We start from the raw sequence: 13,347 nt of genomic DNA, 5'->3' as shown, positions 1-13,347 counted from the left end.
CCCCGCTCAGCAGCCGACGGCGCCGGAGGCTCCTGCCGATGCGCGGCTGATCCCGGTGGGCCGCCCGCTGTCGGCCATGCGCCGCCCGCAGCGCAGCTCCGGCTCGGTCTCAGGCTCCGACGAGCAGGGCGCGGAGTCCTCGCGCAGCTCGTCGTTCTACGACGAGATCGGCGGGCATGAGACGTTCGCCAAGCTCACCCGCGAGTTCTACGCCCGGGTGGCCGAGGACGAGCGCTTCCGCTCCATGTATCCGGAGCAGGACCTGGGTCCCGCCGAGCGTCGGCTGCGGATGTTCCTGGAGCAGTACTGGGGCGGGCCGAGCACGTACTCGCAGGAGCGGGGCCACCCGCGCCTGCGCATGCGGCACATGCCCTTCACGGTGGACACCTGGGCCCGCGACACCTGGCTGAAGCACATGCGCGCCGCCGTGGAGACGCTGGAGCTGTCCCCCATGCACGAGGGCGTCCTGTGGGACTACCTGGAGCGCGCGGCGCACTCGCTCGTCAACAGCCCCGGCTGATCGTCCTCAGCGGCGGATCAGCACGAACCCGCCGGGACACGCCAGCCGCGCCCAGGAGCCGTGCACGGCCACCGGGACCTCGGAGTCGTCGTCGGCGCGCAGGAAGCCCAGGGACCAGGCGGCGAACGCCGCCCCGACCGGGACGTCCACGGAGTGACCGGGAGTCTGCCCCCACTCCGAGACCCGGCCCCAGACCTGCGAGCGCACGCGGTCGACGATCTCCTGCCCGGAATCCGTGGGCACGGTGCGCGCGACCTCCTCGATGCCGTCGCGGGCCGCGCGCACGAGCTCCGGGGCCGGGGTTGCGGCAACGGTCTCCCAGCCCGACAGCGACGGCGAGATCCCGGCCCAGGCCGCGTGGGCGTCATGAGGCGGCAGGCCCAGCCGGGTGTCGTCCTGATCCGCGCGCGGGATCCGGTCCAGCACGGCCGCCAGCGACACCACGACGTCGAGCTCGGAGGCCTCGGACAGTCCGGCGGTGCGCAGCCCGAGCACCGTGGGCGTGGAGTCGAGCAGCCCCTGCTTGGCCAGGGCGCAGGTCCAGATCCCCACGGCACCGCCGACGGCCTGGAACCGCACGGCTCCTTCGGCATCGACCGCCCGGGCTCGGCTCAGGTATGTGCCGACGTCCTCGACGGACTCCCGGTCCCGCAGGCGCAGCGAACGTCCCATCTCACGCCTCCTGAGCGCCCGAGCCCTCGTGGGCTGCGGTCTCGGCCGGACGGCGGCCGAAGACGATCGGATCCCCGCTGCAGTGCTCCAGGAAGGCGCGCTGCTCCGGGCCGAATGCCTCCGGGCGGCCGGTCCTGGCGTCGATCTCGACGGTCGTGGACTGGGCGATCGCGTAGACGGTCCCGCCGCCCGCGTCCTGGAGCCTGTAGTTGAGCACATAGGAGCTCGTGCCGATGTGGGAGGCCCACACCTCCACCTCGATGTCGGAGATGCGGTAGTGCAGCTGCGCCAGGTACTCGACCTCCTGGCGCCCGATCACGGTCAGGCGCTGCCCCACGAGCTCCCGGAACGTCACGCCCCCCGGCACACCGGGGACGCCCTCCAGAGTCGACTCGCTGAGACGCACTCGCGCTTCCTCGAAGTACTGCAGCTGGATGACGTTGTTGGCGTGGCCGTAGGAGTCGATGTCGCCGAAGCGCATCTGCACGGGGATCCTCAGGGTGGTCATGCCATCCATGGAAGCACACGGGCCCGACGCCGCCGCTGCACCCGCTGCGCAGCCCCGCGCCCCTAGAGTTGAGCCCATGAGCCAGCACCCCGATGAGCACGCCCGCCCCTCCTCCGCAGCGCCCCAGTCCTCCCCGACGCAGCGGTCCTCGGCCCAGGAGGTGCCCGCCAAGGATCCTGCCCGTCGCACGCAGGATCTGATCGACATGCTCCAGCTGGCCGATGGCGGCGGGGCCCGCACCCACGAGGACATCTTCGTGGGACGCACCCTGTCGGCCATGCGCCGGGCCGTCTACGGCGGCCAGGTGCTGGCGCAGTCCGTCATCGCGGCGGGGAGGACGGTCGAGGAGCCGTCGCGGCGCATCCACTCGATGCACGCCTACTTCCTGCGCGCCGGAGACATCGACGAGCCGATCACGTTCGGTGTGGAACGCATGCGCGACGGCCGCTCGTTCTCCACCCGGCGCGTGCATGCCTACCAGTCCGGCAGCACGATCTTCTCCGGGATCTGCTCGTTCCAGGAGCCCGCCGAGGGCCTGGAGCACCAGGACCGGATGCCGCAGGGCATGCCGGATCCGGAGTCCCTGCCCACCGCCGAGACGCTGCTGGAGGGCGTGCCGCTGTCGGCGGCCCGCTCGGTGATCGAGCGCCCGTTCGACATCCGCTACATCACCCAGCCGATCTACCTGGCCCCGGACGAGGATCGCCAGCCGTTCAACGCCGTGTGGGTGCGCACCCACAGCCGCCTGCCCGATGACCCTCAGCTGCACCAGGCCGCACTGGCCTACGTCTCCGACTACGTGATGCTCGAGCCCGCGCTGCGCCGCCACGGCAAGGTGTGGACCCAGAAGGGCATGTCCGTGGCCTCGCTGGATCATGCCATGTGGTGGCATCGCCCGGCTCGCGCCGACGAATGGCTGCTCTACGTGCAGAGCTCCCCGTCGGCCTCCGGAGCCCGCGCGCTCGGTGAGGGCCGCATGTTCGACCGCGATGGGAACCTGGTGGCCACCACCATGCAGGAGGGCATGATGCGACTGCCCGAGTTCGCGGACTGAGGACGAGGGCTGGGGAAGGAGCGGATGCTCGCCACCGCGACTCGGCTGGCAGCATCCGCTCGGAACCTGCGTCGATTCCCGTACCGGAGACGGGAGCTCAGCCGCGGCCTGCCGCTCGACCCCAGACCCGCTGATGCCGCTGTGCGGTGAGGATCCCGGCGGCGGCCACGACCAGGCCGACGAGCAGGGAGATCGGGTAGCCGGTGAACGCCGCGACCGTGAGTCCGGCCCAGGCCCCGATCGTCCCGGCGAGCATGTTGAGGCTGCTCAGCAGCGTGAAGTCGGTCCCGGCATGGTCGGGGCGCGAGAGATCCAGGTTGACGGCGTACATGCCGGTGTTCGCCACGGTGTAGCCCGCCAGGATCAGGCAGGCGCCGAGGACGGCTGCCGCCCCCGCGGTCGCGGAGGCGCCTGAGCCGAGCACGAGCGGCAGCAGGAGAAGACCGCCCAGCAGCTGGACGCCCGCCCCCAGACCCATGATCGGAGCCCGTCCCCATCGGCCCATCAGGCGCCCGGCCAGCAGGCCGGCACCCAGGGCCGGGATCGAGGCCAGCACGGAGGTGGTGAGCCCGATCCGGCTCAGCGACCAGCCGGCGTCGGTGAGGATGGGGGTCACCAGCGACCACATGCCCGCCGAGCCCATGGCCACCAGCGGGATGGCACCCAGGCCCCACAGCCGGGATCCCGGCTGTGCCAGCACGCCCACGACATCGCGCAGGCGCAACCGGACGTGCGCGAGGTCCTCGCGCTCCGGCTCCCGGCAGCGCAGCACGGGGATCATGGCCGCAGCGGTGCACAGCACCAGCAGCACGACGGCCGCGCGCCAGCCCCACTGGTCGTGCACGACCAGCGCCAGCCCGCCGCCGATCACCGTGCCGACGTAGCTGGCGGCCACCTGGACTCCCGCGCCCTCATCGTGCCGGTCCTCGGGCAGCTGACGCACGGACAGCGCGTCGGCGGCGATGTCCTGCGTGGCGGAGAACAGCACGAACAGCCCGGCGAGCACGGCCACCGGGCCCAGCTGGGCGACTGGGTCGCCGATCAGCGCCAGGCCCAGGAGGCTGAGGACCATCAGCGACTGCAGCAGGATCAGCCAGGCTCGATGATGGCCCGCCGCCCGTGCGGGGCTCCAGCGGTCCACGAGCGGCGCCCACAGGATCTTCAGCGGCCAGATCAGCCCGAGCAGCTGGAGCAGGCCCAGCATCGCCAGGTCCACCCCGCCGCTGCGCAGGATCCCGGTGAGGCCGGTGCTGATGAACGACGCCCCGATGAACTGGGTGGTGTACAGCGCCCAGAGCAGGCTCCACAGCCCTGCGGCCACGTGCGGCCGCGCGACGGAGGCCCTCGGGGTGCTCGCGGTCCTCGCCCGGCTCATGCGCTCCTCCAATATGCCGTGGCCTCGATGGCCTCGCGGCCCACGCCGTGAGCGCGCAGCATCGACGACACCCCGCGGGTGTCGCGGGCCTCGAGCGCGATCCAGTAGCGATCCTGCGGGCTCGGCGGCTGCTGCGACCAGCGGCTCTCCAGGACGGCGCGCACCCCGCTGCTCTCGTCGCTGCGGTGCACCCTGTGGCCTTCCGCAGTCGGCCCCAGGTGCAGCGGCAGCTGCCGGTCCTCGGGCAGCCTGTGCTCGAGCCAGACCTCTGCCGGAGCCTCGCCCAGCGATTCGAGCAGCGAGTTCATCGCGGGCAGCGCTGCCGAGTCGCCGATGACGATCGTCCGGCCGCTGAACGGGACGTCGGGGTCCACGGCCTTCCGCGCGCGACGACCGCGGGGCTCCCAGGGCGGCTTGCTGCCCAGCAGCGACGCTCGGATCGTGTCGCCGGGACGGCACTCGCGCGCCCAGTCGCTGGCCGCGCCCTCGTGCAGGGCGAACTCCAGGCTGAACCGGCCGGCGTCGACATCGGGATCCACCAGGGTGTAGGCCCGCTGGTGGTCCCGGCCTCCCTCGGCGAACCACAGCCGCAACCACATGGTCGGGTGCGGGACCCTGCGGGCCAGCAGTCCGCCGTCATCCAGCTCCAGCCGCAGGTACGACGGCGCGATCTCCTCCCGCCCCAGAACTGTGAGCTTGGTCTCCATCGACCCCATGGCACGCACCACGGCACTCTCTATCCTCGCCATGCTCCCTCTCCCGCTGGGTTCTGCCGGTTCGGCCAGCTCGCAGTGAGCCGCCACTCAGGAAGATTAGGCTAACCTCACTGTTCGTTGCGGCCGGGAGGAACACCCCGTGTCCCCCGATCGTGACGGCCCGTGTCCCACCGGTCCCCTCGCGGACCACGGCGAAAGGCAGTCTGCTCCATGCCCCCAGCCCCCGATCCCGCCGATTCCACGATCTGCCGCCCCCCAGCCGTCCCGGCATCCGCGCAGCGCGATCTGCTCGCCGCTGCCACGGCCCCGCAGCTGCGCGAAGCCGTCGCCTCCGCCGCACTGACCTCCTCGACCCGCCTCGCCGAGGCCGGCGCAGCGCACTCCCCCGCCGGATTCGACGACCTCGCCGCCCTGATCGACCCGATCGACCTCGACCGGCCGCTCGGGGATCTCGACTCGGCGCTCGGCGAGCTCGACGAGCTCTGGCTGCGTCACGCCGTGTGGTTCCACCTGCCGCGCACCGCCGCCCACCTCAACTGCCCGGTGGCCGTTCCCGCCGTAGCCGCCGAGACCATGGCCGCGATCGTGAACACCTCGGTGGACACCTGGGACCAGTCGACCTCGGCCACCCTGATCGAGCGGCGGCTGCTGGCCTGGACCGCGCAGCGCATCGGCTTCTCCGACGGCGCCGACGGCATGTTCACCCCCGGCGGCACGACCTCGACCCTGCAGGCGCTCATGCTTGCCCGAGACGAGGCGCTCGAGCGCTCCGCGGCGACCCCGCGAGCCGAGCCCCGGCCCGTGCGCGCGGCTCGGCTGCGGCTGCTGGCCTCCGAGCAGAGCCACTTCTCGGTGCTCACCGCAGCGCACATCCTGGGCCTGGACGACGATGCCGTGGTCCAGGTGCCCGTCGACGACGACGGCCGCATGCTTCCCGAGGCCCTCGAGCTCGCACTGGAGGATCTGCGCGCCCAGGGCCTGGTCCCGGCCGCCGTCGTGGCGACCGCCGGGACCACGGACCGCGGTGCCATCGACCCGCTCGAGCGGATCGCCCAGCTGTGCGCCGAGGCCGGGACCTGGCTGCACGTCGACGCCGCCTACGGCGGAGGGCTGCTGGCCTCGCCGACTCAGCGGGAGCGCCTGGCGGGGATCGAGCAGGCCGATTCGGTGACCATCGACTTCCACAAGTCCTGGTTCCAGCCGGTGTCCTGCTCGGCCGTGATCGTGCGCGATCCCCGCACGCTGCGGCACTGCACGCATCACGCCGACTACCTGAATCCGGCCGACACCCCGGAGCCCAACCAGGTGGACCGCTCCCTGCAGACCACGCGGCGCTTCGATGCGCTCAAGCTGTGGACGACCCTGCGCGCCATGGGCCCGGAGCGGATCGGCGAGCTCTTCGATCGCTGCTGCGCCCTGGCCCAGGAGACGGCCCGGGAGATCACGGCCGATCCGCGCTTCGAGCTGATCGCGCAGCCGTCGCTGTCCACGGTGCTGTTCCGCTGGCTGCCCCTGGACGGCTCGGACCCGCAGGCTCTCGTGCGCCCTGTGCGGCGCCGAGTGTGGGACGACGCCTCCTCCACGGTCGCCGAGACCGTGGTCGACGGTCAGCGCTGCCTCAAGCTCACGCTGCTGAACCCTGCCGCGCAGCTCAGTGACCTGCGCGCCGTCCTGGACGACGTCCACCGGGCCGGGGAGGCCGTGCTCGCCGAGCGCGCTGCGCAGCCGCATCCCGACATGGCCCAGACCGCAGAGAGGATCCGATGACCATGCGCTCCACCGCCGAGACGGGCTCCGCAGACGAGCCGCTGGACCTGCTGTGCGTGGGCCTCGGGCCTTTCGGCCTGGGGCTGGCCTGCCTGGCCGATCCCCTGCCGGACGTGCGCGCCGCCTTCCTGGACCGCAGACCTGGTTTCGACTGGCATCCCGGGCTGCTCTTCGAGGACGCGACGCTGCAGATCCCCTTCCTGGCGGACCTGGTGACCATGGCCGATCCCACCTCCGAGCACTCGTTCCTGAACTGGCTCAAGGAGACGGGGCAGCTCTACTCCTTCTACGTGCGCGAGTCCTTCTATCCGCTGCGACGCGACTACAACGCGTACTGCCGCTGGGCCGCCTCCCGCGTCCCGGGACTGCACTGGGGCCAGGACGTCCTCGAGGTCCGTCGCCCGTCCGGCTCCGGGGCCTGGCAGGTCCGTTCCCGGGACGACGACGGTCTCGAGCAGCTCTGGTGGACCCGCCACCTCGTGGTCGGGGCCGGCACGATCCCCACCCTGCCGAAGGCGCTGGATCCTGCGGGCGATGCGGTCCTGCACGCCGGCGACTACCTGGCCCACCAGGACCGGCTGCACGGGCAGGATCATGTCACCGTGCTGGGATCGGGGCAGTCGGCCGCGGAGGTCGTCGTCGATCTGCTCGAGGATCCCCGCGGCCCGGCCGTGGACTGGGTGACCCGCTCCCCGCGCTTCTACCCCATGGAGTACTCCGAGCTCTCGCTCGAGCTGACCTCCCCCGAATACCTGGATCACTTCCGGGGCCTTCCGGAGGATCAGCGGGATGCGATCAACCGCGCCCAGCCGCAGCTGCACCGCGGCATCTCGGCAGAGACGATCACCCGGATCTACGAGGCGCTGCACGTCCGCCGCGCGGCCGGCGGGCGTGCCCCGGTGCGGCTGCTGGCCGCGACCGAGCTGGTGGCCGCCGCCCCGCACGACACCCGGACGCTGCTGACCTGGCGCTCGATCGAGACCGGGCGCAGCCGCGAGACCGTGACGGACGCGGTCGTGGCCGGCACCGGCTACGCCCCTGCTCCCCTGCCGTGGCTGGAGCCCGTGCGCGCTCAGCTCAGCCTGGACGGAGCAGGACGCCTGAGCCCGGACCGATGGCACCGAGCCAGCTCCGACGGCACCCTGCACGTGCTCAACCACACCGAGCACACCCACGCCCTGACCGCCCCGGATCTCGGCATGGGCGCGCTGCGCAATGCGATCGTCCTGGGCCACGTCACCGGTCGGCAGCCGTATCGGACCGAGCGGCGGACCATGTTCCAGAGCTTCGGCCGCCTGCCCCAGCAGCACTGGGGCCCCCGCACCGCCGAGGCCCAGCCGTTCTGCGCCGAGATCGACGGGCGCCGCTTCATGCTGCGTCCGGTGGACCCGCAGCGCGACGGCGCCGCGCTGCACGAGTGGCTGAGCCGGCCTCGGGCCAGGGCCTGGGATCTCGTCGGCGCAAGCCCCGAGCGGATCCGAGAGGTCTTCGAGGCGATCGAGCGCGCCGATGACATGGATGCCTGGCTCGTCGAGGAGATCGTGGCCTCGGATCCCGAGCATCCGGTGCGGCGCGGCTTCGTGGAGACCTACGACCCCGCACGCAGCCCGCTGGCCGAGCACTGGTGCGTGCGCGACGGCGACGTCGGGCTGCACTTCTTCATGGCCCCGGCCCAGGATCCGGTGCCCGGGACGTCCTCGGCCGTCATGGCGGCGGCCCTGCGGCTGCTGTTCAGCGACCCGTCCGTCCAGCGCGTCGTCGTGGAGCCGGACGAGACCAACCATGCGATCCGCGCCGTGAACCGCAGCGCCGGCTTCCGAGAGCTCGGACCCCTCGAGCTGCCGGAGAAGACCGCCTGCCTGTCCGTGCGCGAGCGCACCGCGGCCGACGCAGCGCCCGAGACGTCCGAGGGCACCTCGGCTTCCGAGCGCCCGTCGGCCGGCACCCTGACCGTCGATCCCGCGAGCGAGGAGGATCCCCGATGACCGAGACCGCCCTGACCGGAGCCGAGACCGTGAGCTCCGCCGGACCCACGCCTGCCCCGAACCTGGATGCCGAGGGCGCCGAGCAGCTGCAGCGGCTCACCCTGGCCAAGCTGTTCGCGGAGTTCGCCCACGAGCGCATCCTCGCGCCGCGTCCGGAGGCGGAGGGTTGGGTCGTGGACGATCACACCGGCACGCCGCGCTGGCGCTTCCGCGCGAGCCGCCACCCGATGGAGCACTGGCGAGTGGATCCGTCGTCGATCCAGCGCCTGGACGACGATGGCCGCCCCAGCCCAGCGCCTCGCGATCTCGACGCCCAGCAGGCGATCCTGGATCTGCGCGAGGTCCTCGAGCTCACCGACCGGGTGCTGCCGCTGTACCTGGAGGACCTCTCCGCCACGCAGCTCACCTCCGCCCGGCGTCAGGCCCGACCCGCACCGAGCTCACGCGAGCTCGCCGCGAGCCCTCTGGAGCTCGTCGAGCAGCATCTGCACGAGGGCCACCCCGGATTCGTCGCCAGCTCCGGCCGGATCGGCTTCGGCGCCGCCCAGCAGGAGCGGTGGGCGCCCGAGGCCCCGGAGCCGACCCCGCTGGTGTGGCTCGCCGCCCGCCGCAGCGGCTGCGTCCTCTCGCTCTGCCGCGAGATGGACGACCGCGAGCACATGGAGCTTCACCTGCTGGACTCGGAGCGCGAGCGCTTCCGCGCTGCCGTGCGGGAGGCGGGCGAGGACCCGCAGGACTACACGCCGATCCCCCTGCACCCCTGGCAGTGGGAGCACCGGATCCTGCCCGGCATGCTGCCGGACGTCCTGCGCCGGGATCTGATCCTGGTGGGCCCCAGCGAGCACCGCTGGCGCGCCCAGCAGTCCGTGCGGACCTTCCTGGACATGGACGATCCGGCCCGCGACTACGCCAAGACCGCGCTGGGCGTGCATTCGATGGGCTTCCTGCGCGGGCTCTCGCCGGCCTACATGGAGGCCATGCCCGCCATCAGCGACTGGCTCGACGACATCGTCTCGGCCGACCCCGTCCTCAGGGAGTGCGGCGCGGAGGTCCTGCGCGAGCGCAGCGCCGTGGGATGGGTGGGCGATGCCCAGCACCGCTCGGGGCTGCGCAGCGATCACACCAAGCAGCTGGCCGCGCTGTGGCGGGAATCCCCGGTCGCTCGGCTGGCCCCCGGGGAGCAGGCCGCCAGCCTCGCCGGGGTCCTGCACACCGATCGCGACGGCGTGCCGCTGGCGCGCGCCTGGATCGAGCGCAGCGGGGTCGATGCCGAGACGTGGATCCGTGCTCTGCTGAAGGTCTACCTGCTGCCCGTCGCGCATCTCGTGCTCTCGCGCTCGATCGCGCTGATGCCCCATGGCGAGAACGTGATCCTGCGCCTGCAGGACGGCCTGCCGGTCGGCGCGTTCTGGAAGGACCTCGGCGAGGAGATCGCCGTGATGGATGATCAGCCCCTGCCCCCGCAGATCGAGCGCATCCGCACACTGATCGAGCCGGAGTCCCAGGAGCTGTCCGTGCACACCGACGTCCTGGACGGGGTGCTGCGCCACCTGGGTGCGCTGCTGCACGACGACGGCGTCCTGGACGAGCAGCGCTTCTGGGGTCTGGCCGCCGAGGTCCTCGACGAGCACCGCGCTGCCCATCCCGAGCTGTGGCGCGGACACGATCTCTTCCGCGAGGACTTCGCCCACTCGTGCCTCAACCGCCTCCAGCTGCGCGACCCGCAGTCCATGGTGAGCCTCACGGACCCGTTGGGCTCCCAGATCCTCGTGGGGCGGATCCGCAATCCGCTGGCGCAGTTCCGCGGCGTCGGCCCCACCTCGGACGAGATCGGAAGTCCGGCCGGCGTCGAGGTCGAGTGCCGGGACGAGGCGGCGAGCCGCCCATGACCGATCCGGATCCGCACGGCTGCGAGCTCTCCGGCGACGGGTGGGCCGTGTTCCGGGACCCGCACGGCGTGCCGCACGTCCAGGCGCGCGACCTCGAGGCGCTGGCCTTCGGTCACGGGGCCGTGACCGCCCGCGACCGGGTGTGGCAGCTGGAGGTCCTGCGCACCCGGGCCGAATCCCGCAGCGGGCATCTGCTGGGCCCGGAGCACGACGACGGCGACCATCTCAGCGCCGCCCTCGGCATCGAGGAGACGGCGCGGTCCTGGTGGGAGGCCGCTGGGTCTCAGGACCGCGTGTTCCTGGCCGGCTACGCGCGCGGGGTCAGCTCGCAGCTGTCGCAGGCCTGGGCAGCAAGCCCCGAGGTGCAGTCCCTGGGCCTCGGTCATCGTCCGCCCCGGCCCTGGCAGCCATGGACGCCGATCGCGGTGCACCTGGACGTTCACCTGCTGGCGGGAAGTCTGCCGGAGCAGCTGTGGCGCGACCGGGTGCGCCGGCAGCTCGGAGCGCAGTGGCTCGACGCCCTGGACGCGGAGAGTCCCCGCACGGCCGGATCCAATGCGTGGCTGGTCCCGGGGCGGCTCAGCGCCTCCGGCGCGCCGATGATCGCGGCTGATCCGCACCGGATCGTCGAGGAGTCGGGGCCCTACCAGCCGGTGTGCCTGTCGTGCCCCGGTGTGCGCGTTCGGGGCTTGGCGCTGGTGGGCCTGCCGGGCGTCCCGCACTTCGGGCGCACGGAATCAGCGGCATGGGCGATCACCGCCTCGATGGCCGTGACGGAGCAGCTCGCCGAGATCACTGTGGTGCGCTGTGGCGGGCAGCTGGTCCAGCAGGAGACCGGTGAGCCTCTCATCGAGTCCGGGTTCCGGGACAGCACCGGCGCACTGCGCGTGATTCGTCGCTGCCGCCAGGGTCGGGTCCTGCCCGGCAGCAGCGAGCGAGAGGCTGCGCTGTCGGACCTGCCCGAGGGCGGCACCGCGTCCGTGCTGGTCGTGCGCACGGCAGCCGAGCAGCTGTCGCCAAGCTCTGCGGCCACGGCCCTCAGCGCCTGCCGCACTCTGCTCGGCGCCGGCACCGCTGCCGATGTCCTGGCCGCGGCACAGAGCTGGGCGGTGCCCGTCAACGACCTGGTCGCGGCCGACACGACGGGCAGGTGCGTGCACGCCGTGATCGGTGCGGCCGCGCGCCCGCTGCCCGAGCCCCGCGACGTCGACGACCTGCTCGTCCGCGCCAATCAGCGGCCCCCGGACCCCCTCGCGGCCGGGTCCGTCCTGGGGTGCGCCCCTCCCCATCGCGCCCGGCGCGCAGAGCACCTGCTGCGCCAGGCGCTCGCGGACAGCGGTGCGATCTCGGCGGAGGACCTGCTCAGCGCCCAGCTGGACACGCGCTCGTCGTCCCTGCTGGGTCTGGTGCACGCGCTGCTGGCTCCGACTGACGCGCAGAAGGACTCCGACGACGACGCCGGCGGGACCGTCGATCCCGCCGCCGGCCCCTGCGCGGATCGCACCGCCGGCTCGTCCAGCCCCGTTGCAGGATCGGTGGTCGAGGCCATGCGCCAGGAGCTGCTCGAGTGGGACGGGGAGATGGCCGCGGACTCCGTCGTCGCCGCGCACGCAGCCCAGTGGCGGGATCTGCTGGCCCGGCACCTCGCGGGCCATCCGGCGCTCGAGCCGCTGCGCGGCGCCACGGGCCTGCCGCACCTGTGGGATCCCCTGCTCGGGACCACCCCTCGGGTGGGGCTGGCCCTCGAGTCGATCGTCACCCTCGGCCCGGGGCTGGGGCTGGATCCCGGCCCCTGCGCCCAGGCGGCGCTCGAGGAGCTCGCGGCGCAGCTGGACAGGCCGTCCGGCTCCCCGTGGGGAGTGCAGCACGCCTTCGCGCCGTGGAGGGCCTGCGACCAGCTGCTGCCCTTCGCTCCCGTGCCCGTCGGCGGGGATTCCGATGCGCTGCTGGCCGCAGGCGTGCTGCCGGGCCTGGGCGCAGGCTGCGCTCGTGTGCCCTCGGCGCGGGTGCTGTGGGACCTGGCGCACCCGGCCGCCTCGGCATGGATCACCCCGGACCCCGTGGACCGCGGCCAGCTGGGCTCGCGACCGCTCGATCGGTGGGCGGCAGGCGAGATCGATCAGGCGCTGCCGTGGGTGCCGCCTGGGGCTCCGGCGTCCACTGACCGTCCGCACCCGCTGGGAGGCCTGCACCTGCGCCGTCCTGCCGCGCAGGTCACGTCCGAGGCTCCGGTCGGCGCTTCCGCAGAGGAGTCCACCGGTGCCCCCGGGTTCGGCGCCGATGCTCCCCTGCTGAGCCTGCGACCGGTGGATCCCCTGGCCGATGCCGAGCTGCTGCACGGCTGGGTCAGCTCACCGCGCGCCGTCTTCTGGGGCATGGGAGGACTGGAAGCGGAGACGGTCTCGGCGATCTACGCCGAGATCGCAGCCTCCGACAGCCACCACGCCTGGGTCCTCGAGCTCGAGGACCGCCCCCTGGGGCTGCTGCAGACCTATCACCCGCACGCCGACCCCATCGGCGGGGCCTATCTGCCGCGGGCCGGGGATCTGGGCATGCACCTGCTGCTCGCCCCGGCCCGGCGGCCGCAGCCCGGATTGACCTCTGCCCTGGCGGAGTCGCTGGCGCAGTTCCTCTTCGCCGACCCCGCTACCCGGCGCGTGGTCGCCGAGCCCGATGCCTCGAACTGGCGAGCGGTGCGGAGGATGCAGCGCACCGGCTTCGAGCTCGGCACGCAGATCCGGCTTCCGGACAAGACCGCCCAGCTTGCCTTCCTGACTCGCGAGACCCTGCAGGGCGCCCGAGTCAGGGGCGGTGCCGCGGCTGATCCGAACCAGCGCACATGATGACGAGGGCCCGTCGTC

Annotated in this window: 10 protein-coding genes; 6 read left to right on the top strand and 4 right to left on the bottom strand. The window is 72.8% G+C overall.

What is annotated here, in order from left to right:
* The first annotated feature begins 76 nt into the window (after window positions 1-76).
* Window positions 77-520 (top strand): globin, encoded by a 444-nt coding sequence (locus tag OVA15_RS02905; RefSeq protein WP_268145585.1) that lies wholly within the window; start codon window positions 77-79, stop codon window positions 518-520.
* 6 nt (window positions 521-526) lie between these two features.
* On the opposite strand, the gene OVA15_RS02900 is transcribed toward OVA15_RS02905, so the two are convergent.
* Together OVA15_RS02900 and OVA15_RS02895 are read right to left on the bottom strand one after the other, a co-directional pair.
* Complete coding sequence (locus OVA15_RS02900; protein WP_268142949.1) at window positions 527-1,192, bottom strand: hypothetical protein; 666 nt, start codon at window positions 1,190-1,192, stop codon at window positions 527-529.
* A 1-nt stretch (window position 1,193) separates the two neighbouring features.
* Window positions 1,194-1,700 carry an acyl-CoA thioesterase gene (locus OVA15_RS02895; protein WP_268142948.1) on the bottom strand — a complete coding sequence of 169 codons (507 nt, stop codon included), beginning with the start codon at window positions 1,698-1,700 and terminating at the stop codon, window positions 1,194-1,196.
* A 205-nt stretch (window positions 1,701-1,905) separates the two neighbouring features.
* Between OVA15_RS02895 and OVA15_RS02890 the strand changes: the two genes are divergently transcribed.
* A complete protein-coding gene (locus tag OVA15_RS02890; RefSeq protein WP_053448226.1) occupies window positions 1,906-2,754 on the top strand; it encodes an acyl-CoA thioesterase in 849 nt (282 codons plus the stop codon).
* 97 nt (window positions 2,755-2,851) lie between these two features.
* On the opposite strand, the gene OVA15_RS02885 is transcribed toward OVA15_RS02890, so the two are convergent.
* Both OVA15_RS02885 and OVA15_RS02880 read right to left on the bottom strand, forming a co-directional pair.
* Window positions 2,852-4,129: an MFS transporter gene (locus tag OVA15_RS02885; protein WP_268142946.1), complete on the bottom strand. Its 1,278-nt coding sequence runs from the start codon at window positions 4,127-4,129 to the stop codon at window positions 2,852-2,854.
* Window positions 4,126-4,857, bottom strand: coding sequence for a siderophore-interacting protein (locus OVA15_RS02880; protein WP_268142944.1), 732 nt, complete (start codon window positions 4,855-4,857; stop codon window positions 4,126-4,128). The genes OVA15_RS02885 and OVA15_RS02880 overlap by 4 nt, the downstream gene beginning before the upstream one ends.
* 198 nt (window positions 4,858-5,055) lie before the next feature.
* Here OVA15_RS02880 and OVA15_RS02875 point away from each other — a divergent pair, with 198 nt between their 5' ends.
* Genes OVA15_RS02875 through OVA15_RS02860 form a run of 4 tightly spaced genes read left to right on the top strand, consistent with a single transcriptional unit; the run spans window position 5,056 to window position 13,329 of the window.
* Window positions 5,056-6,612, top strand: coding sequence for a pyridoxal phosphate-dependent decarboxylase family protein (locus OVA15_RS02875; RefSeq protein WP_268142942.1), 1,557 nt, complete (start codon window positions 5,056-5,058; stop codon window positions 6,610-6,612).
* The gene (locus OVA15_RS02870; protein ID WP_268142940.1) at window positions 6,609-8,597 is read left to right on the top strand and encodes a GNAT family N-acetyltransferase; all 1,989 of its coding nucleotides are present in this window, start codon (window positions 6,609-6,611) and stop codon (window positions 8,595-8,597) included. Before OVA15_RS02875 ends, OVA15_RS02870 begins: the two co-directional genes overlap by 4 nt.
* Window positions 8,594-10,486, top strand: a complete 1,893-nt coding sequence (locus OVA15_RS02865) for an IucA/IucC family protein (RefSeq protein ID WP_268142938.1) — start codon at window positions 8,594-8,596, stop codon at window positions 10,484-10,486. Before OVA15_RS02870 ends, OVA15_RS02865 begins: the two co-directional genes overlap by 4 nt.
* Complete coding sequence (locus OVA15_RS02860) at window positions 10,483-13,329, top strand: GNAT family N-acetyltransferase (RefSeq protein WP_268142936.1); 2,847 nt, start codon at window positions 10,483-10,485, stop codon at window positions 13,327-13,329. The genes OVA15_RS02865 and OVA15_RS02860 overlap by 4 nt, the downstream gene beginning before the upstream one ends.
* Window positions 13,330-13,347: the final 18 nt, after the last annotated feature.

The sequence above is a fragment of the Kocuria sp. SL71 genome (assembly GCF_026672465.1).
Classification (GTDB): Bacteria; Actinomycetota; Actinomycetes; order Actinomycetales; family Micrococcaceae; genus Kocuria; species Kocuria palustris.
This window is presented reverse-complemented; position numbering and strand designations above follow the sequence as displayed.

Coding starts and splice junctions, on each gene's coding strand:
- OVA15_RS02900 (WP_268142949.1), bottom strand. CDS start 1,192: ATGGGACGTTCGCTGCGCCTGCGGGACCGGGAGTCCGTCGAGGACGTC.
- OVA15_RS02875 (WP_268142942.1), top strand. CDS start 5,056: ATGCCCCCAGCCCCCGATCCCGCCGATTCCACGATCTGCCGCCCCCCA.
- OVA15_RS02895 (WP_268142948.1), bottom strand. CDS start 1,700: ATGACCACCCTGAGGATCCCCGTGCAGATGCGCTTCGGCGACATCGAC.
- OVA15_RS02865 (WP_268142938.1), top strand. CDS start 8,594: ATGACCGAGACCGCCCTGACCGGAGCCGAGACCGTGAGCTCCGCCGGA.
- OVA15_RS02890 (WP_053448226.1), top strand. CDS start 1,906: ATGCTCCAGCTGGCCGATGGCGGCGGGGCCCGCACCCACGAGGACATC.
- OVA15_RS02860 (WP_268142936.1), top strand. CDS start 10,483: ATGACCGATCCGGATCCGCACGGCTGCGAGCTCTCCGGCGACGGGTGG.
- OVA15_RS02905 (WP_268145585.1), top strand. CDS start 77: ATGCGCCGCCCGCAGCGCAGCTCCGGCTCGGTCTCAGGCTCCGACGAG.
- OVA15_RS02870 (WP_268142940.1), top strand. CDS start 6,609: ATGACCATGCGCTCCACCGCCGAGACGGGCTCCGCAGACGAGCCGCTG.
- OVA15_RS02885 (WP_268142946.1), bottom strand. CDS start 4,129: ATGAGCCGGGCGAGGACCGCGAGCACCCCGAGGGCCTCCGTCGCGCGG.